General features: G+C 45.2%; 17 protein-coding genes. 3 read left to right on the top strand and 14 right to left on the bottom strand.

Features of this window, described 5'->3' with window-relative positions:
• Positions 1-45 precede the first annotated feature (45 nt).
• Together NLX74_RS09805 and NLX74_RS09800 are read right to left on the bottom strand one after the other, a co-directional pair.
• Entirely contained in the window at positions 46-417 is a 372-nt protein-coding gene (locus NLX74_RS09805) for a hypothetical protein (protein ID WP_254328570.1), read from the bottom strand.
• Positions 418-1,027: 610 nt separating this feature from the next.
• Positions 1,028-1,681, bottom strand: coding sequence for a GntR family transcriptional regulator (locus NLX74_RS09800; RefSeq protein WP_165176826.1), 654 nt, complete (start codon positions 1,679-1,681; stop codon positions 1,028-1,030).
• A gap of 162 nt (positions 1,682-1,843) precedes the next feature.
• Here NLX74_RS09800 and uxuA point away from each other — a divergent pair, with 162 nt between their 5' ends.
• Both uxuA and NLX74_RS09790 read left to right on the top strand, forming a co-directional pair.
• Complete coding sequence (gene uxuA, locus NLX74_RS09795) at positions 1,844-2,920, top strand: mannonate dehydratase (protein WP_254328569.1); 1,077 nt, start codon at positions 1,844-1,846, stop codon at positions 2,918-2,920.
• Positions 2,921-4,528, top strand: a complete 1,608-nt coding sequence (locus NLX74_RS09790; protein WP_254328568.1) for a mannitol dehydrogenase family protein — start codon at positions 2,921-2,923, stop codon at positions 4,526-4,528.
• Positions 4,529-4,720: 192 nt separating this feature from the next.
• On the opposite strand, the gene NLX74_RS09785 is transcribed toward NLX74_RS09790, so the two are convergent.
• The 11 genes from NLX74_RS09785 to NLX74_RS09735 all read right to left on the bottom strand — a co-directional run bounded on the left by NLX74_RS09785 (position 4,721) and on the right by NLX74_RS09735 (position 15,663).
• Positions 4,721-5,719 (bottom strand): NADP-dependent oxidoreductase, encoded by a 999-nt coding sequence (locus NLX74_RS09785; protein WP_254328567.1) that lies wholly within the window; start codon positions 5,717-5,719, stop codon positions 4,721-4,723.
• Between the two features lie 179 nt (positions 5,720-5,898).
• On the bottom strand, positions 5,899-6,219 hold the full coding sequence (locus NLX74_RS09780; RefSeq protein WP_254328566.1) for a beta/alpha barrel domain-containing protein: 321 nt from the start codon (positions 6,217-6,219) through the stop codon (positions 5,899-5,901).
• A 64-nt stretch (positions 6,220-6,283) separates the two neighbouring features.
• Entirely contained in the window at positions 6,284-7,036 is a 753-nt protein-coding gene (locus NLX74_RS09775) for an SDR family NAD(P)-dependent oxidoreductase (protein ID WP_254328565.1), read from the bottom strand.
• A 308-nt stretch (positions 7,037-7,344) separates the two neighbouring features.
• Positions 7,345-7,917, bottom strand: coding sequence for a TetR/AcrR family transcriptional regulator (locus tag NLX74_RS09770; RefSeq protein ID WP_254328564.1), 573 nt, complete (start codon positions 7,915-7,917; stop codon positions 7,345-7,347).
• Positions 7,918-8,018: 101 nt separating this feature from the next.
• Positions 8,019-9,056: an aldo/keto reductase gene (locus NLX74_RS09765; RefSeq protein WP_254328563.1), complete on the bottom strand. Its 1,038-nt coding sequence runs from the start codon at positions 9,054-9,056 to the stop codon at positions 8,019-8,021.
• Positions 9,057-9,355: 299 nt separating this feature from the next.
• A complete protein-coding gene (locus NLX74_RS09760; protein ID WP_254328562.1) occupies positions 9,356-10,462 on the bottom strand; it encodes a Gfo/Idh/MocA family protein in 1,107 nt (368 codons plus the stop codon).
• Between the two features lie 206 nt (positions 10,463-10,668).
• The gene (locus NLX74_RS09755) at positions 10,669-11,397 is read right to left on the bottom strand and encodes a ThuA domain-containing protein (RefSeq protein WP_254328561.1); all 729 of its coding nucleotides are present in this window, start codon (positions 11,395-11,397) and stop codon (positions 10,669-10,671) included.
• Positions 11,398-11,433: 36 nt separating this feature from the next.
• Positions 11,434-12,606, bottom strand: coding sequence for a Gfo/Idh/MocA family protein (locus NLX74_RS09750; RefSeq protein WP_254328560.1), 1,173 nt, complete (start codon positions 12,604-12,606; stop codon positions 11,434-11,436).
• 47 nt (positions 12,607-12,653) lie between these two features.
• The gene (locus NLX74_RS09745) at positions 12,654-13,709 is read right to left on the bottom strand and encodes a LacI family DNA-binding transcriptional regulator (protein WP_254328559.1); all 1,056 of its coding nucleotides are present in this window, start codon (positions 13,707-13,709) and stop codon (positions 12,654-12,656) included.
• 118 nt (positions 13,710-13,827) lie between these two features.
• A complete protein-coding gene (locus tag NLX74_RS09740; protein WP_254328558.1) occupies positions 13,828-14,685 on the bottom strand; it encodes a GRP family sugar transporter in 858 nt (285 codons plus the stop codon).
• A gap of 138 nt (positions 14,686-14,823) precedes the next feature.
• The gene (locus NLX74_RS09735) at positions 14,824-15,663 is read right to left on the bottom strand and encodes an AraC family transcriptional regulator (RefSeq protein ID WP_235309761.1); all 840 of its coding nucleotides are present in this window, start codon (positions 15,661-15,663) and stop codon (positions 14,824-14,826) included.
• Between the two features lie 243 nt (positions 15,664-15,906).
• On the opposite strand from NLX74_RS09735, the gene NLX74_RS09730 reads away from it, so the two are divergent.
• Positions 15,907-18,141 (top strand): alpha-galactosidase, encoded by a 2,235-nt coding sequence (locus NLX74_RS09730; RefSeq protein WP_254328557.1) that lies wholly within the window; start codon positions 15,907-15,909, stop codon positions 18,139-18,141.
• 25 nt (positions 18,142-18,166) lie between these two features.
• Here the strand turns inward: NLX74_RS09730 and NLX74_RS09725 are convergent, their stop codons facing one another.
• Positions 18,167-18,481 (bottom strand): aldo/keto reductase, encoded by a 315-nt coding sequence (locus tag NLX74_RS09725; protein ID WP_483311648.1) that lies wholly within the window; start codon positions 18,479-18,481, stop codon positions 18,167-18,169.
• Between the last annotated feature and the right edge of the window lie 16 nt (positions 18,482-18,497).

Genomic DNA, 18,497 nt, shown 5'->3' with positions numbered 1-18,497 from the left:
CTATAATACACTTCATCTCACATGTTAATAATTAGCCCGAGTCAACTAGCTTTGCAAAAGCCGGTACAGCAGCGCCTCCCCCTTATTCTCGAACGTTCGCTGGTTCTCCAGAAATTCAGGTACGTTCGACAGCCGAGAGGGTCTGTACCCGGGGCCGCCGCAGCCGCAGGAGTGGTGAGCGTATCCTTGTTGATATAGTAGCTCTACCTTTTTCCACTGCTTGATATCCGTTTGCTTGGGGGCCTGAAAATCATGACCCATGTCATGCATGGATGCCTGGCATTGCGGACAGACATGGACAATCCGTTCATATTCATCCTTCGGCATTTCAAACCTTGATGTCTGCTTATATACCTTCCTGCAGGTAAAGCATGCAAATATATCTTTATATGGGCCGTACATTGCATATCTGCACATATCGTTCCCCCTTATAATCTAGAATTGGTCGGCATTTTTCACTTACATCATGGAAATATTTCAGTATTTTTTAAATTGTAAATAATTTTTCTTTTGATGCAGCAGTTTAGGAAGTTCCCCGGTGAGCGGTTGCGTAAAACAATATACCCGACTACTCTTTCATTCTGTACGAATCAAGCCTTAAGAACTTTTACTCCCCAAACTATTTATAATGCTCCCTCGCTCAAATAAATTAAATTGAATTTGGGTAAACAGCCGGAACATTATACATCTCCATGTACAATTGATTTTTTATGAATTTAAATTGCGAGTCTGTCAAAAGATCGGGATAGCTCATGATACATAGAGTGTATTCAAGGAGGATTTCACCTATCATGTATACAAGGACGAAAACTCCTATGATGATTCCTCCAGTTTGACCCCGCCTGAGGGTATATAACAATACTCACGAGCAAAAACGAATGACACAGCCAGCACGTTTCCGCCCATAAATTTTGCTGCAGTCTCGCATTTCTTACCCGCTCTTTCACCGACATATTCAATTTGTGGAACAGCCCCATGAATTCCTCACTTCTTTAATATTCATAGATGTTAATTTGAGCTAGCTGCCTTATTTCTTGATATAATCAGCGAACTTCCGAAGGAAATCGAGCGAATGGATATCCTCTCTGAGATGATGATGAACCAGATCATCCATTTTAGTTGTTTCCTTATTCAGCATGTATTCAAGCATAGCTTGGTGCTCATGCCAGATGCCTATCAGCTTCCCTGTTTCCAGCATATGCAGCTTGCGATATCTGATATAGTGAACATTCGACTGCTGAATGAGCTGCCAAAGAAACCCCCGCCCCACCAATTGGAACATGGTTTGGTGGAACTGATCATCCAAACTGAGAAATTGATCCGTAGCATGATCTTCTTCAATCACAGCTCTCTGTCTGTCCAGAATATCGCTCAGCTTCTGTACATCGCTTAATGCAATTTGCGAAGAAAGCTCCTTCATAATCTCCTTTTCCAATGCGCTTCTTAAGTAAATAATTTGTTCAACGGACTCCAGATCAATATAGGACACAATGTTCCCCTTCTTGGGATAAATATCAATGTAGGACTCAAGCGCAAGCCACTTCAATACATCGCGTAGCGGAGTTCTGGACAGCTGGAAGCGTTCTGACAAAGTCGTCTCGCTGAGAAGAGTACCCGGCTTTAAGGTCAGTGACAAAATATCTTTTTTCAACAGTTGCATGATTTCTTCTTTTGTAAACATATCATTCCTACCTTCACTTTATAAATCTAGTAGACTTATTATAAAGCATTTTGAGGTGACGGACTCCTCTGAGATTATCATTGACAAGAACAAACCCTATAATTTATGATCAACTCAATCTTGTATACAAGACAGAAGGAATACAATCAGGGAGGTATCGTTATGAATATGACCTGGAGATGGTATGGGGAAGGCAATGACAATATTACACTGGATCATATCCGGCAAATTCCGGGAGTTATGGGCATTGTCTGGTCTTTACATGATAAGGTAGCCGGTGAAGTATGGGAAATGGAGCGAATTCAGGAGGTAGCTGATCAGATTACGAGCAAGGGCTTTAGTACGGCGGTCGTAGAAAGTGTAAATGTCCACGATGATATCAAAATCGGCCTACCATCCCGCGATCAATATATTGACATTTATATTGACACCATTCGAAAATTAGCCAAAGTGGGAGTTAAGGTGATTTGCTATAACTTTATGCCTGTCTTTGACTGGACCAGAACAGAGCTGTACAAGGAACTGCCTGACGGGTCCAATGCCCTCTTTTATGAAAAGGCTGCCATTACCGATGATCCCCGCCAAATGGTGGATCGGATTCTCAAGGGAGCTGGGAAGTTCACCATGCCTGGCTGGGAACCGGAACGGTTGGCGAGACTGGATGAACTTTTTGCTGCTTATGCGGATGTCACAGAAGACAAGTTGTTTGACAACCTGAAGTATTTTCTTGAGCGCATCATCCCGGTCTGCGAAGAGGTTGACATCAAGATGGCCATTCATCCTGATGATCCGGCATGGCCCATCTTCGGATTGCCGAGAATTGTCCGTAGTCGTGAGACCATCCAGCGCATCCTAGATGCAGTGAACAGCCCATATAATGGTCTTACCTTCTGCACCGGGTCACTGGGGAGCAATCCTGAGAATGATTTGCCAACTATGATTCGAGAGTTTCATGATCGTATTCATTTTGCGCATATTCGTAATATCAAGGTGTTTGAGAATGGCGACTTTATTGAAGTGTCACACCGCGGGAAGGACGGAAGCGTCGATGTACCGGAAGTAGTTAGAGCTTATCACGAGAACGGCTATCAGGGATATGTGCGCCCGGATCACGGCAGACATCTATGGGGTGAAGAAAAGAATTGTCGACCTGGCTACGGTTTGTATGACCGTGCACTGGGGGTTATGTACTTGCTTGGTGTCTGGGATAGTCTCTCTCAAGGCAAAGGAGTGAAATAAATGCTCCAACTTGACCGGAAACGCCTTTCAGACAAAGCGGCCTGGCGAGCAGCAGGCATTGAGCTGCCGAAATATGATCTGGAGCTTGTAGCCAATAACACCCGAGTTAGACCGCAATGGGTGCATTTCGGCGCAGGCAATATTTTTCGTGGGTTGATAGCCAATGCGCAGCAACAACTGCTGAATAACTTGAAAGCGGATACAGGTATTATTGCGGCCGAAGCCTTTGATTTTGAAATGATCGACAAAGCCTATAAGCCTTACGACAATCTAACCTTACTGGTGTTGATGAGTGCAGACGGAAGATTTCACAAGAGCGTGGTCGCAAGCATTGTTGAGGGACTCGCAGCAGAGCATAATCGTCCAGACGACTACCTCCGTCTGATTGAAATATTTGAGAATCCGTCCCTGCAGATGGCCAGCTTTACTGTCACGGAAAAAGGATACGCCCTGACCGGGCCCGACGGCAAGTATCTGGCTGTTGTGCAGAGGGATTTGACGAATGGTCCTGAACAGCCGATGCATGTGATGAGCATGGCTACTTCGCTTGCCTATCGGCGTTATCTGAGGGGGCGGCATCCAATGACCTTTGTGAGCATGGATAATTGCTCCCATAACGGCGATCTGTTAAAGGATAGTATGATTGCCATCGCCAAGGAGTGGGCTCGCAGAGGCCTGGTAGAGGAAGGATTTGCAGACTATCTGCAGAATGAGGAGAAAATAACCTTCCCCTTGACCATGATTGACAAAATCACCCCCCGCCCTTCCTTGCAAGTACAGTCTGCTCTTCGGAAGCTGGGGTTAGCTGACATGGAGATGATCGTTACCTCCAGGCATACGTATACGGCTCCCTTTGTCAATGCTGAGGTTAGCGAGTATTTGGTCATTGAAGACAAGTTTACGAACGGGAGACCTGCACTGGAGGAAGCTGGCATCATCTTCACGAATCGGGATACGGTGGACAAAGTGGAGAAGATGAAAGTCACTACCTGTCTCAATCCACTGCATACAGCGCTGGCCCTCACTGGGTGTCTGCTTGGGTACGAGCTCATCGCAGATGAAATGAAGGATCAGACATTACGTCGTCTGGTGGAAACCATCGGCTACAAGGAAGGCTTACCTGTTGTAATTGATCCCGGAATTATCGAACCGAAACCATTTATTGACGAGGTATTGCAGGAACGCTTCGCCAATCCCTATATTCCGGACACGCCACAGCGGATTGCAACAGATACGTCTCAAAAGATGAGCATCCGTTTTGGGGAAACCCTAAAGTCTTATGCTAGCACAGCAGGGCTTGATCCTACGAACTTGACTGCTATCCCCTTGACCATTGCGATCTGGTGTCGCTATTTGCTGGGAGTGGATGATCAAGGAGAACCCTTCACACTCAGTCCGGACCCGTTACTGCATACGTTGCAGGGATATTTGCAGAATACGAAGCTGGGCGATCAGACCTCCGAGGTTCGCTGCCTCCTCGAGGATGACAAACTGTTCGGTGTCCGATTATATGGAATTGGTCTGGGCGACAAGATTGAAGCCATGTTTCATGAAATGCTGGCAGGTCCCGGAGCAGTCCGAAGCACGATAGAGAAGTATGTGAACTAGAACTTACATTAATGCAATCCCCCCTGCCAGAAACTTTAGTCAGGGGGATTGCATTAATGAGAACCAATTCTCTAAATAATCAAATCCCGGGTTGCTCCACCCGCGAATACCGTTTTTTAACTCGCTAGAATGCACGTTTTAGAAACAAATAGTAGAATAAACATTCTAGTATCATGAAAAATGTAATATTACTTAGAAGGTCACAATCACTTTGCCTTGGGAGTGGCCCGTTGACACTTTAATCAACGCTTTGTTAATGTCATCAAACGTATAAGTTGAATCTATAGAGGGCTTGATATTTTCTTTTTCAACAAGTTTAGTGATTTCTTGTAATTGACTTCCATTGGCTTGCACAAATAAAAAGCGATATTCATTTCGATTCTTACGTGCTAAAGAATCTAAGCGAGCACCCACTAGACCAAACAATGCTTTTTTCCACATTGGAAAATGATTGTCAACTGCAAAGCGATAATTAGGTCCGGCTTTCAATGATACCAATTTCCCTTGTGGTTTTAAAATACCCAGTTCAGCTTTGATCTCTTTGGTACCCAAGGTGTCGATCACATAATCGATATCGGACAGTATGTTAGCATAATTCTCTGCCTTATAATTTATGAATTGATCAGCCCCGATCGACAGTATACGTGATCTGCCTCTTTCACTTCCACTTGTAATAACAAATAGTCCCAGTGATTTGGCAATGGGGATTGCCATAGCGCCAAATCCTCCAGTTCCTCCAGGAATGAATAGCTTTTTATTCGGCTGGACATGGAGTACATCGTGCAATGCTTGATAAGCAGTCAAGGCAGTAAGGGGTACAGCAGCAGCTTCAATAAAAGATAGATTTTCAGGCATGATGGATAAAGCATCTTCATTTACGGCCGCATACTCAGCAAAAGCACCGATTTTATTAAGCGGCAACCTCGTATAAACAGGGTCACCAACCTTAAAATTCAAAACATCATCACCAACAGCTTCAATAACCCCAGATAGTTCATTCCCTAAAGTTAATGGCAACTTATAGTCGGCAATCATCCGAACACTGCCATTCAGATTAAGAATGTCCAGTGGATTTACACCTGCAGCTTTTATTTTGACAAGTACCTCATGGCTATTGATCTGTGGTATGTTTACATCATTTAATTCCACATGGATTATTTTTGAATATTTCTGTACTTGTGCTGCTCTCATATTCATCCTCTTCCTTTGCTAATTTGGAGATCGCATAACCATGAACGCAATCGAGTTTTTAGGTTGACCCGCTCGCTATACCATTTTTTACTAAATGCGTTTTTTTGAAAACATCAAACATCTTAGACTAAAAACGTGGCGCACAATTTTCAGTTGTACGCCATGTTTCAGCCTTTATGTTATTGTAGACCCTCTTGCGATTCTAATTCTTCCAACGTAGGATAATCCGTGTAACCTTTACTTCCCAAACCAAAGAATGTTGACGGATCTGCTTCATTTAGTTGCGCACCTTTTTGAAGTCGTTCCACTAAATCTGGATTGGCTAATGACCATACACCAACAGGCACCAAATCAGCAAGGCCACTTTCTATATCCAAGCTAAGATCTTCAAGAGCTCGTCCAGCACGATTGACTAACAATGGATTTGTCCAGATTGAGCGAATGTCTTGGAGCAGCTTTTCATTTCCAAGATGCATAACATGAAGGTAAGCTAAATCCAATTGAGCTAATTCCGTTACAAGGTAGCGATAAAGTTCAGGATCTCCACGGATATATGAATTAAATTTAAAACCCTGAAATGATTGGATAGATTTGGCCTCTCAGGTTGAAATCATAGTTCTGGTCTACAAAACCTACCACTTCGTTGTTATCATAAAGATCCACCATGAATCCCGCCATTTGTTTGGCAGTGTGGTACTTAGGCATGTTTGCTTTGTAATCAAATTCTTCAGTATCTAATGATTTCTTCCCGAATTCCGTTTCCGTTATAGCTGGTGCTAAAACCTTTGCTTTTGGTTTTGCACCTTTCATTTCTAGTTCTTTTGCAAGGCCTTCTGTGAAGGCACTAACGTAATATTTAGATGCAGAATAAGCAACACTCCCAACAGCGATGGCATATCCGAGTGCAGATGAGACGTTAATTAACTGAGTTCCTTCTACATCAGCATAATCTCGTACATATAGTGTAGAAAGGATCGTCAAGGTTTCAATGTTAACACGTAGCATAGTTTCAACTTTATCTAAATTCTGTTCTGCTACAAAAGAAGCTTCACCGAGCCCCGCATTGTTAATCCAGGTCTCAATTTGGTATTCTTTTAAATTGTTATATAGTGTGTAGGCCTGGTCTGTAATAGATAGGTCACTTGTACGAACAATAACATTTATAGTAGGATCCATATCCAGAATTGCTGATTTGAGTTCTTCTAATTTATCCAATCTTCTAGCTACCAAGATTAAGTTTTTGCCACATGCAGCAAACGCCAATGCCGTTTCATATCCAATCCCTGAACTTGCTCCTGTAATAACTGTATACTTCATAATATTCTCTCCTTCATAACATGCAGATTAGTGTAAATGAGTTTTAAAGATGATTTTAGAACGATCATTCTTATTATGGTAAAAAAAGTTATATCTAACTTGCTATTAGCATATCAATTTTAGAACGAACAGTAAATAATTTTTTTATGACTAAAATTTTAATTTTGGAGCGGTATCCCTTGACTTGTTTGAGGCATAAGATACAAGTTCTTTCTTTCATTAGAGGGACAAGAAAAAACTTGTATCACGGAAACAAACAGTCCTCCATTTAGGTGACTCCTTTTGCCTGTCATGCTGTAATTCCACTTTTAATCTAAAGCGGTCAGTGTCATATCAATAATATTCTTTAATTTTTGCTGATCTGTTGTTGTCTTAACCAACGTACGTAGCCCTAACCACGCATTCATTAAATAATGAGAAATAACTACAGGATCCAAGTCAGTCTTGAACTCACCCGATTGTTGACCCTTCAGAACAAGGTTAGTCAAGAGTTCCTCAGTTCGCGAATAACTCTCATCAACTAAGGATGCAACTTCAGGATCCAACACGCCGAGTTCCACGCCTGAATTCACGAGAAAACACCCTAGAGGTTCTCCTTCATTTCTTACTGTCGCCTCAAACAACTCCCGAATTAATTCTTTGATCGGTTTTTGTTTTTCAATCAGAAACCTCATTTTGCTGGTCTGTTTCGTTTCATATCGTTCGAGAGCTTTCATAAATAAGGCATGCTTATCTCCAAAGGTATCATAGATACTTCTTCGGTGAATGCCCATAAACTCAACCAAATCTTGCATTGAAGTTTTCTCATATCCTTGTGCCCAAAACAGGTGTATTGCTTTATCTAATACTTCATTAACTTCAAATTCTTTTGATCTTGCCATCGTCATCACCTCGAATAATCATTATACAATGTAGTGAAGGATCGGCAAACTAGATTTAAAATATGTGAATACATTACAGCTATGAGATCTGTCTTATATATTTAACCCAGGATTCTTCGTTTGTTTGCTTGTAACCAATCAGGCGTCCATCCTTTTTCCAGGGCATCCAGGGTTACTCCTGGCGGAACGATAGCATCTATCGCATCCAGGATATCAGTGCTTAATCGGATGTCGCTGCCTTTTAACGTTTCACGAAGTTGCTCAATTGTTCTTGCCCCCACTATAGCAGAAGTAACTGACGAATGAGCTTGTGTAAATGCCATGGCAAGATGTGGCAAAGTTAATCCTGCTTCATTTGCAAGGGTTTGGAGCTTAGCAACGACTTCGAACTTGATGCGATTTTCTTCTCGATTCGGATCTACAACAGTTGAAAGTTTCCCTAGAGAACTTGCTGCTCTTGAATCTGGGGCAACAGCTTCTCCCGAGCGGTATTTTCCCGTTAGTAGACCACCCGAAAGTGGGCTCCAAACCATTACGCCCATTCCGTATTTAGCGGTTGCAGCAAGCAAATCGAATTCGATGCTTCGATTCAATATGGAATACGGGGCTTGCTCGGATACAAAGCGTGCGGTATTTTTGCGTTCGCTAGTCCATTGTGCTTCGGTCACTTGCCATGCCTGAAAATTGGATGTACCAATATATCGAATCTTCCCTTCACGAACCAGGTCCGTAAGTGCGTCAAGACTCTCTTCAATGTCAGTATGGAGATCTGGCTGATGTAGTTGATACAAATCGATATAGTCCGTTTGCAACCTTCTCAAGCTTCCCTCTACTGCACGCTTAATCCAATATTTTGAGTTACCGGATTGATTAAGCCCACTGCCCATGGGCATTCCGCCTTTCGTGGCCAGAATAACATCCTGTCTGCGTCCTTTTAGGATGTGACCCAGAATTTCTTCGGATTGACCACTTGAATAGACATCCGCTGTATCGATCAGATTAATGCCTCCAGCCAAAGCCTCATCTAACATGACTGCAGCTTCTTTCTCCGTATTGTTGCCCCAAAAACCAAAAGTACCTGTACCTAATACAAAACTGCTTATTTTAAGGCCTGTATTTCCTAATACACGATATTCCATGTTCAATCCATCCCTTCTCCATCTGCTATAATTAGAATGATCGTTCTAATATTCGTAGAAGAGTTCACGGCAAGATCTCACACCACTCCTCATAACTCTTGGCTTCTTATCCGTGTATTCCTCCTACGCCAACAATATAACATATTTAGAACGATCGGTAAAGAATGATTTTATGCCTGAAATTAAGATCCTTCCTGAAAATGAACGAAGAAGACTCCAAAGCCGCGGTCAAAACGGAGCTGAAGTCTTCTTTTCAATAGAAATGAACATTCAAAGCGGGATGTAAAATTTACATTAGTTTACGCATCTAACGTATACAAGGGCAGGTTTTCCGGTAAAGCCGCCGGGCGCAGACATGTGCTCTGCATTGGATAGACGGTCTGCTGATCGGAGGAATCGTGGAACGCCCACATTGCCTCCAGCACATGATAAGCCAATTCACCACTGGCGCGGTGAGGCCGTCCGCTGCGGATAGCGTAGGCCATATCGGCAACACCGATGCCCCGTGTATTCTCCTGGTAGCCCGGCAGCAGCGGTACCTCTGTCCATTCTTGCTCACCCAGCAGCCTGTAGCGAACTGGCCCTCCGAACGTGTTCGGGTCAGGCACTTGTAGCGTGCCCTGAGTGCCGTATACCTCGATCGGTGGCAGAGTGCTTCCACCAAAGATGTCAAAGCTGGTAATTAGCGTGCCGACAGCCCCCTGCTTGAAGCGCAGCAATCCGGCCACATGGGTCGGTATATCGACCGGGATGGTCTGGCCTCTCTTTTTCTCGCTCGTAATTGTTCGCCGATCCATCGCCTTGCTTGTCATGCCCGAAATGGCAGCAATCGGACCCAGCAATTGCACCAGAGCTGTCAAATAATAAGGGCCCATATCAAACATTGGACCGCCGCCGACTGCATAATAAAATTCAGGATCAGGATGCCAATGTTCATGTCCACGGCTCATCATGAAAGCAGTAGCGGCTACCGGACTCCCAATGACTCCGTCTTCAATCAGCTTCAATGATGTCTGTATACCGGAACCGAAGAAGGTCTCTGGTGCGCAGCCGACAAGCAGTCCCTTTTGATGAGCAAGATCCAAGACAGCCTGCCCCTGCTCACGGGTGACGGCAAGTGGCTTCTCCACATAGACATGCTTGCCTGCCTCAAGAGCTCTGAGACATACGTCGGCGTGAACGCCCGGAATGGTCAAATTAATGATGAGTTCGATCTCCGGATCAGCCAAAATCTCATCTACCGAATATACATGCGGAACGTTGAACGCTACCGCCTGCTCCTCTGCCCGACCTTGGTCCAGATCCGCTACAGCGTACAGCTCCAGAATGTCGAAACGATGGCAATTTTCCATGTAAATTCCGCTAATTTTACCACACCCAATAATGCCTACTTTCATTTTGTTCATGCCTAGACTCCCTTCTTCTTCAGAAAAAATGGATAATGGCATTCTTTTGTTACATCGGATACCATCCTGTCGCTGAACGGGGCTTATAAACAATCCCATTTGTTCTGATTGTTAAATATTTGTAAAATTACAAATCATCAATGTATCAATCAAATGGAGACTGGAAATACGTATTCAATCGGGACATCATTGCATAAGAATACACGCTAACGCTGTTGGTTGTCTGTCATGCCTGTATAAGCCTCTGCCAGAGAGTTCCCCCGGGGGGCCACCGCCTGTTTGCCTGCTGCTGCCCACAGAAACCCGCTGCGCATCATCTCGGTCACTTGAGGCATATCTATGATATCTGCGTGATGGCCCAGCGAATTGTAGAAGACGCGGCCGTTCCCCCAGCGCTTCGTCCATACAACGGGCATATCCACTGGCCCATTGGCTGAATGGGGGCCTGGTACGATCGGAAAGCGTGTGGTTGCCAGCACTTCAACTGCCGGGTCTACGTGGAGGTAATACTGCTCGCTTTTGACCTGAAAATCCTCAATATGGTCTAGAAGTGGGCTGGAGCCGCGCTTCATGTTCACCATGTACTCTACGCCGTCATTGCCGGGATGCGCAACCCATTGCCCGCCTGTCATAAACTGCCAGTCCACGTTGTTCCGGAAGGCATCACACATGCCGCCATGGCAGCCTGTGAGACCTACGCCGCTTTGAACCGCAGCTGAGACATTATTGACCAGTTCCTGCTCAATCTGTCCCATGGTCCACATTGGAACGATCAGGTCCAGGTCAAGCAGTTTCTCAGCATCCTGGTAGGCTTCCAGGGTATTAGACACTTCCACCTCGAACTGCTCTTCCTTCAAAATGCGTTCAAAAATGGTCGCCACCTGCTCTGGCTCATGTCCGTTCCATCCACCCCATACAATTAGTGCCTTGCGCATCTGTAATCCACTCACCTTTCGGAATGTATTGTTATACTACATTTCTTCAATGGATACCCAGCGGCGTTCCTCTATGGATCGTTCTACCGCTTCAAGCACAGCCTGACAAGCAACACCGTCACGGAAGTTCGGCGACGGTTGCCGTCCTTCAGAGATGGCACTCAACATCTCAAGCATCTCATGGGTGAAGGTATGTTCGAATCCAATCGTATGTCCTGCAGGCCACCAGGCTTCGGAGTACTTGTGTGCCGGATCGGTGGCGAGTACGCGACGAAAGCCCTGAACGTCCTCCTCATCCTGTGTGAAATACACTTCCAGTTCGTTCATTCGTTCAAAGTCAAACCGCACACTGCCTAGGCTACCGTTGATCTCGAATGAATTTGTGCTCCGATGTCCGGCAGCAAAACGTGTGGCCTCGAAGCTGCCCAGCGCACCTCCGGCGAAGCGTGCCAGGAACAACGTGGCATCATCGACTGTCACTTCTCCCATCGGAGCATTTGCTTCAGCGCTCCTTTTGGAGCTCAACCCGCTCATCTCCAAAGCCAACGGGCGCTGTTTGATGAATGTCTCGCTCATGCCGATCACTTCATGGAACTCGCCGACCAAGAAGCGAGCGAGATCAATCAGATGGGCGCCAAGATCACCATGAGATCCAGAACCGGCCACTTCTTTTTGCAGCCGCCATACCAGGGGGAAGGACGGGTCCATGATCCAGTCTTGAAGGAAGAAGGCACGGAAATGATAAATTTTGCCTAGGCGTCCGCTCTCGACTAGCTGCTTAGCCAGCTGGACAGCCGGAGAAAAACGGTAGTTGAAGCCTACCATATGTCTGATCCCTGCTTCCTCTGCTACCTGCAGCATGTCACGTGAATCCGCCAGCGAGAGCGCAAGTGGCTTCTCACAGAATAGATGCTTGCCATGGAGGGCTGCCTCAACGACAATTTCCTTATGGGCATTACTCGGGGCGTTAATGTCAATGAGGTCAATATCGTTACGTTTCACTAGATCACGCCAATCCGTAACACTTTCGGTCCAGCCGTACTGGCGGGCAGCTGCCTGAACCCCCTGCTCGTTGCGTCCACAGATAACGGACATCTCTGGCTGCAGCGGGGCATCTGGGAAGAACATGGGTAGACTACGGTAAGCGTTGCTGTGAGCCTTGCCCATAAATTTGTAGCCAACCATTCCGATACGAAGACGATTAGACATGTCGTGATCCTCCTTATGGGTCTGAGTTTCAACGAATTTTTGACGAATTATGGACGAATGGATGACGCCCTGATAATCAGCTCTGTGGACAGGAGTTCTCTTATCGAGTCGCGCCCGGTTAGTTCCAGGGCTGGAATAAGATTCAGAGAATCGGGTATAAGCTTCGAGGCTGCAAGCTCCCCCATCTCATAAAAAGGTACGCGGACACTGCTTAGCGGCGGAACAGCCATCTCAGCCGCATCCGAATCGTCATAGCCTACAAACGCCGGAAACCGGTCTGCTGCCAGTCCGCGCTCACGGAGACCCTGCATTACCCCGAGGGCCATCCGGTCGTTCGCCGCAAATACAGCATCAATATCATTCAATTTGTCTGCGATTGTAGCTGAGGCTTCGAGCCCGCTTCGACGGCTGTAATTACCTTCCAGAAGTAGATCGTGGTCATATTCAATACCGGCCTCCTGAAGCGCGGTACGGTAACCCTTCAATCGCTCAGTACTGTTGGAATAGATGTCCGGGCCGTTGAGAAAGGTAATCCGCTTGTATCCCTGCTCGATGAGGTGACTTACAGCCGCCCGGCTGCCTTCTACATGGTCTGCATCCACTTCACAGAACGATTGCCCTTCAAAATGGTGATTCATGACGCAGAACGGACGTCCTTCTTCCTGAAGTCTCTTTAGAGCTTCCTCCTCATCGTGGTCATCCCTGGCTCCTAGGATGATACAGGTATCGATCCTTTGCTGGCGGAAAAGACTACTGTAATCAATCCGTTCCCCTGGCTTTCGGAACAATAGAAGCAGATCGAGCCCGCTGTCTCTGGCCTTGTTTCCGATACCGCTCAGCATCTCAGAGAAAAAATAGGCTGAGAACAGGTGCGCCTTCGGGACATAAGGCATAACTACACCAAGATGGCCACTCTTACTTCGGGCAAAGTTACGAGCCAGCGCACTGGGTACATATCCAAGCTGATTAGCTGCGTCCAGAACCCTTCTCCGCGTATCCTCTTTGATAGGACCTACTGCATTCAAGACCCGAGATACCGTCGCTTCAGACACGCCGGAAAGTTCTGCTACTTCCTTGCGTGAAACGATATTACCCACCTCCAAATCATTTTATGTACGCGCGTACATTTTCTCATGCAGCCATACCTCTGTCAATCCCCAAAAAGCGTACCCATGGATGGATAAGCTCTTTTCGTTACTCAAAGGAAAGGGTCTTGATTCCTTAAGGCTTGAGCAAGCTAATCATCCCTACTCCAATCATAAGTACTGTAATTCCCGCAAGTATGCCTATCCATTCCTTTGGACTCTTCTTTTCCTTAAATATTAAAATGCTGCCAACACAAGCAATGGCAATGCTCGCCTGAGAGATCGGAAAACTAGCCGCCATGCCGATCAGCCCGTTGGAAATAAATAATGCTAGATTCGCGATGCTCCAAACCAATCCTGTAGGTAAATTGTGAACCACCAGAGAGAAGCGTAGCCGCTTTTTGCCCTTCAGGTTCATGACCATGGCTGAGCATAGCATACCGAGCGATTGCGGCAGAATGACGGATAGTCCCGATATATGAAAGAACTGATTAATAACGACATAACTACTTAACGCTAACCCCGAGCAAACCAACATTATGATAATGGGTACCGGTAAAGGCTTGGACAACCCTGCAGACTTGCCCTGATAGCTGGTTAACAGAACCCCTGCCAATATACACAGAAGAGAACCAACGCCTATCCCATATTGGTACCCTGTTATCCATTCACCCAAAATAAGTGCGGCAAATAGCGTCGTACCTATTAACTGCAGACCACAAATCACAGGAATGGCGATCGATACGCTTACTTTTTGAAAAGCTTGAAACTGAAGCAATTGTCCAGCAGCCCAGAAAATACCAGATATAAAACTTACCACAAAATGAATCGGTGCTAATGAGGTAGGGTGAATGATATACAAGCACAGGGCAAACAGCACAGCACCAATCACGGTACCTGTCAGCTGTTCTCGGGGACTGGCTTTTGTTATATGTGCCAATATCGGCATAACCCCCCAGCCAACGGCTGGAATAAAAGCAATAATGAAATCCACGTGCGGAATTCTCCTCCCGTAAAAAGTACTCTTCCTAACAATTGTTAAATATGCCATGCAGGAAAGAATCTACAGTTTTACGATAGCAAAAAAAACCGCTTCTAAATACAAATATTTTTATAGATTAATATAGCAAAATCAAAGAAACTGTTTTCTATACGCACTGGGAGATGTACTCATTACATTTCTAAAAGCTCGCGAAAAGGTCAATTGATCGGTATAGCCGACCGAATTTGATATGACCTGAATCGAATAGTCTGTATGTTGCAGCAGTTCGCACGCTTTTTTAATCCTGAGGTCTATCAGATATTGTTTAGGCGTTTCACCAGTCTCAAGTTTGAAAACGGAGGTTAGATAATTCTGATGTAGACCGAGGTACTCCGCTACTTCACTAATCTGGATGCCGCTGATGTAGTTTTTCTCAATAAAGTTTATCGCTTGAACCGAATAAGGAAGCTGCTCCTTTACCGACATCGTTTCTCCCAAGTCGTGCACAAGTTTGGCGAGAATATGGAATAAATACCCCTGTATAGCCAACGATGAAGAAAGTGTGTTATCTCCGATCCGCAACATCTCAAGAATCGTGGAATGAAAGAACGTAATATCTTCAATATCGATTACATAAGGGTTCTGGCTTGGAAGTGATATGTTCTGCAGGTAGATGTCGGATTTAATGCCCATAAAGCCGACCCAACAGTACTCCCAAGGCTCGGCTTCATCCGCCTGGTAATAAGCTACCCTATTGGCCGGAATTAAAAAAGCCTGTCCTTCTCCTATATCGTAATTTTTGTTGTCAATCACCAACCTACCTCGTCCTTTTAGCACAAAATGAACCAGATTAAAATCGCGGGCGATGGGTCCAAAATCCTGATTGGATAAGCAGAGCTCTGTGCCACAGTTATATAAAATCAAATCTGATATATTTTTATGCTCTGAACTGGTATACGTATCAACATATTGAATCATATTCTCGCCCATTGGCATCCTCCCCACTTTTCCAAATAAAGAACCTATGCTTGTTAATTTATCAGTATAGCATAAGTTAAGGATGACAAATATCCAGAAAAGGTTTAGCTCTAAACTATAGTTTTTTGTAAGGTTCTTTGTTTTTCCTATATTCGACTTAAAAAAAGTCATGTATTTTCTATCACTACCTTTGTTATGCTGATTCAATAATAACGCTTTCAAGTGGTTTGACATATTTTGAAAGGGGCTATGTACATGGCTAGTCTACAAGTTAACCAAAAGGAACGGACATTTCACTTAACGAACAAATACTGCAGTTATCTTTTCCGTGTCATGGAGAACGGGCAATTGGAGCATTTATATTACGGCAAAAAAATAGAGTACCTGGGTCAATATGACCGTTTTATCGAGCGAAGCTACCGTCCCGTGTCTGTCAGTGAGTTTGATAGTGACTTGGTGACATCGTTGGAAAGTATTAAGCAGGAATTTCCTTCTGCGGGAAGTGGAGACTTTCGAGAGCCGGCAATTGAGATCATACAGGAGGACGGATCTCATATAATGGAGTTCACTTATGATCGTTACGAGGTAATCGCTGAGAAGCCTAAAATCCCCCATCTTCCAGCTACGTTTTGTAAGGAAGCACATGAAGCAGAGACACTCCTCATCACGCTGACCGATTCTCTTACAGGAGCGGTGGCCGTGCTTGCTTACACCATCTTCAGCGAACTGCCCGTGATCACGAGATCCGTATCCATAACGAATTCCGGGAATAATCCCCTGAGAGTCAACCGTCTAATGAGCCTGAGTCTTGATCTCCCTGACTCCGAATATGAAATTATTCATTTATCAGGGGCTTGGGGTAGGGAACGTCATGTGGAGCGTACACCATTGAGACCTGGGCTACAGTCGATTGGGAGCACACGAGGAATTAGTAGTCATGTTCACAACCCATTTCTGGCGCTTGCCAAACCCGGATCACAGGAACACCAAGGAGAAGTATATGCGGTTAATCTCGTTTACAGCGGGAACTTTCTTGCCCAGGCGGAAGTGGACAGCTATTCAACTACCCGATTGATGATCGGCATTCATCCTGACAAATTCTGCTGGACCCTGAAGCCAGGAGAATGTTTTTATTCGCCTGAAGCAGTCCTGGTCTATTCTGAGAGCGGTTTAAATGGCATGAGCCAAGCATACCATAGCCTGTACAATAAACACTTAATTCGCAGCAGTTGGACCGAGCGGGAACGACCTGTATTGATCAATAACTGGGAGGGGACCTATTTTGATTTTACTGAGCAGAAAATAGTTGATATGGCAAAAAAAGCAGGTGAACTGGGGATTGAACTCTTTGTCTTGGATGACGGATGGTTCGGTCGAAGAAACAATGATACCTCTTCCCTCGGCGACTGGTTTGAAAATCCTGAAAAGTTACCGAACGGGATCTCGAATTTGGTAAAGAAGATCAATGAGCTCGGGATGAAATTCGGTCTTTGGTTCGAGCCGGAAATGGTTAATTCCGACTCTCATATTATGAGGGAGCATCCAGACTGGGTTGTGGGAACACCCGGCCGTCAACGCAAGCATGGACGCCATCAATATGTTCTTGATTATTCCCAACCGCCTGTTGTGGATTACCTGTTTAAGTTAATGGATGACGTGCTCTCTTCTGCTCGGATCGAATACGTAAAATGGGATATGAATCGCTGTATTTCAGAAGCCTATTCGTTATCTCTGGGCAAGGAAAGACAGGGCGAATTTTTTCACCGCTATGTCTTGGGTGTATATGCTTTATATGAGAAGCTGATTACCGAACACCCTGAGATTTTGTTTGAGTCCTGTGCTTCCGGTGGAGGACGGTTTGATCCAGGGATGCTTTATTATGCTCCGCAAACATGGACAAGCGACGATAGTGAGGCTATAGAACGTCTGAAGATTCAGTATGGCACTTCCATGGTCTATCCGCTTAGCAGCATGGGTGCTCATGTGTCAACCATCCCGAACCACCAGGTAGGCAGAACCACACCGCTGCAAACCAGATCCAATGTCGCCTACTTTGGTATATTCGGTTATGAACTTGACCCATTGGCTTTGTCCGAAGAAGAGTGCAATGTAATTAAAAAACAAATACAAGTGTATAAACGTTACCGACGATTAATTACACAGGGAACCTTTTACCGTCTGCTAAGTCCCTTTGAAAAAAATGAGACTGCCTGGATGGTCATTGATGCAAAATGTGAGCATGCTCTCGTTGGTTGGTACCAGGTGCTCTCGCGTCCGAATCAAGCTTATTTACGACTAAAGCTAGTCGGGCTGGACGAAATGGCAGTATATTTTGTGGAAGAGCTGGGCCAACGTTTTACCGGCAGCGAGTTAATGAACATTGGACTTATACTCACCCCGCCTTATAAGGCAGGACAGGATTTTAATATTGCGGAGAAATACGATTTCTCATCTCAATTATTTACTTTAACAAAAGAGATTTCCTCATGATTGGATTATGACTTGAAGAATTAGATCAAAGACCCGTTCTTCTCTCCAGTTCATCCGTATATCTGGCGCCCATCAAAGTGATCTGCGAAGCTGCGCTGTTAATATTGCGCACATCTTCAGATGTGAGTTCAATGTCTACTGCGCCTAGATTTTCTTCCAGACGGCTTAATTTCCGTGTGCCCGGGATTGGAACGATCCACGGCTTCTGGGCTAGCAGCCAGGCGAGTGCGATTTGGGCTGGCGTTGCTTTTAACTGCTCAGCCATCTCTTTAAGCAGGTCGACCAGCACCTGATTGGCCTCCAGTGCTTCTGGAGTAAAACGTGGAAGAACGCTACGCAAGTCGCCATGATTGAAT

This window comes from Paenibacillus sp. MZ03-122A (assembly GCF_024213325.1).
Taxonomy (GTDB): Bacteria; Bacillota; Bacilli; order Paenibacillales; family Paenibacillaceae; genus Paenibacillus; species Paenibacillus polymyxa_B.
The sequence above is the reverse complement of the archived record's forward strand: the minus strand, read 5'-3'. Positions and strand labels throughout refer to the sequence as shown.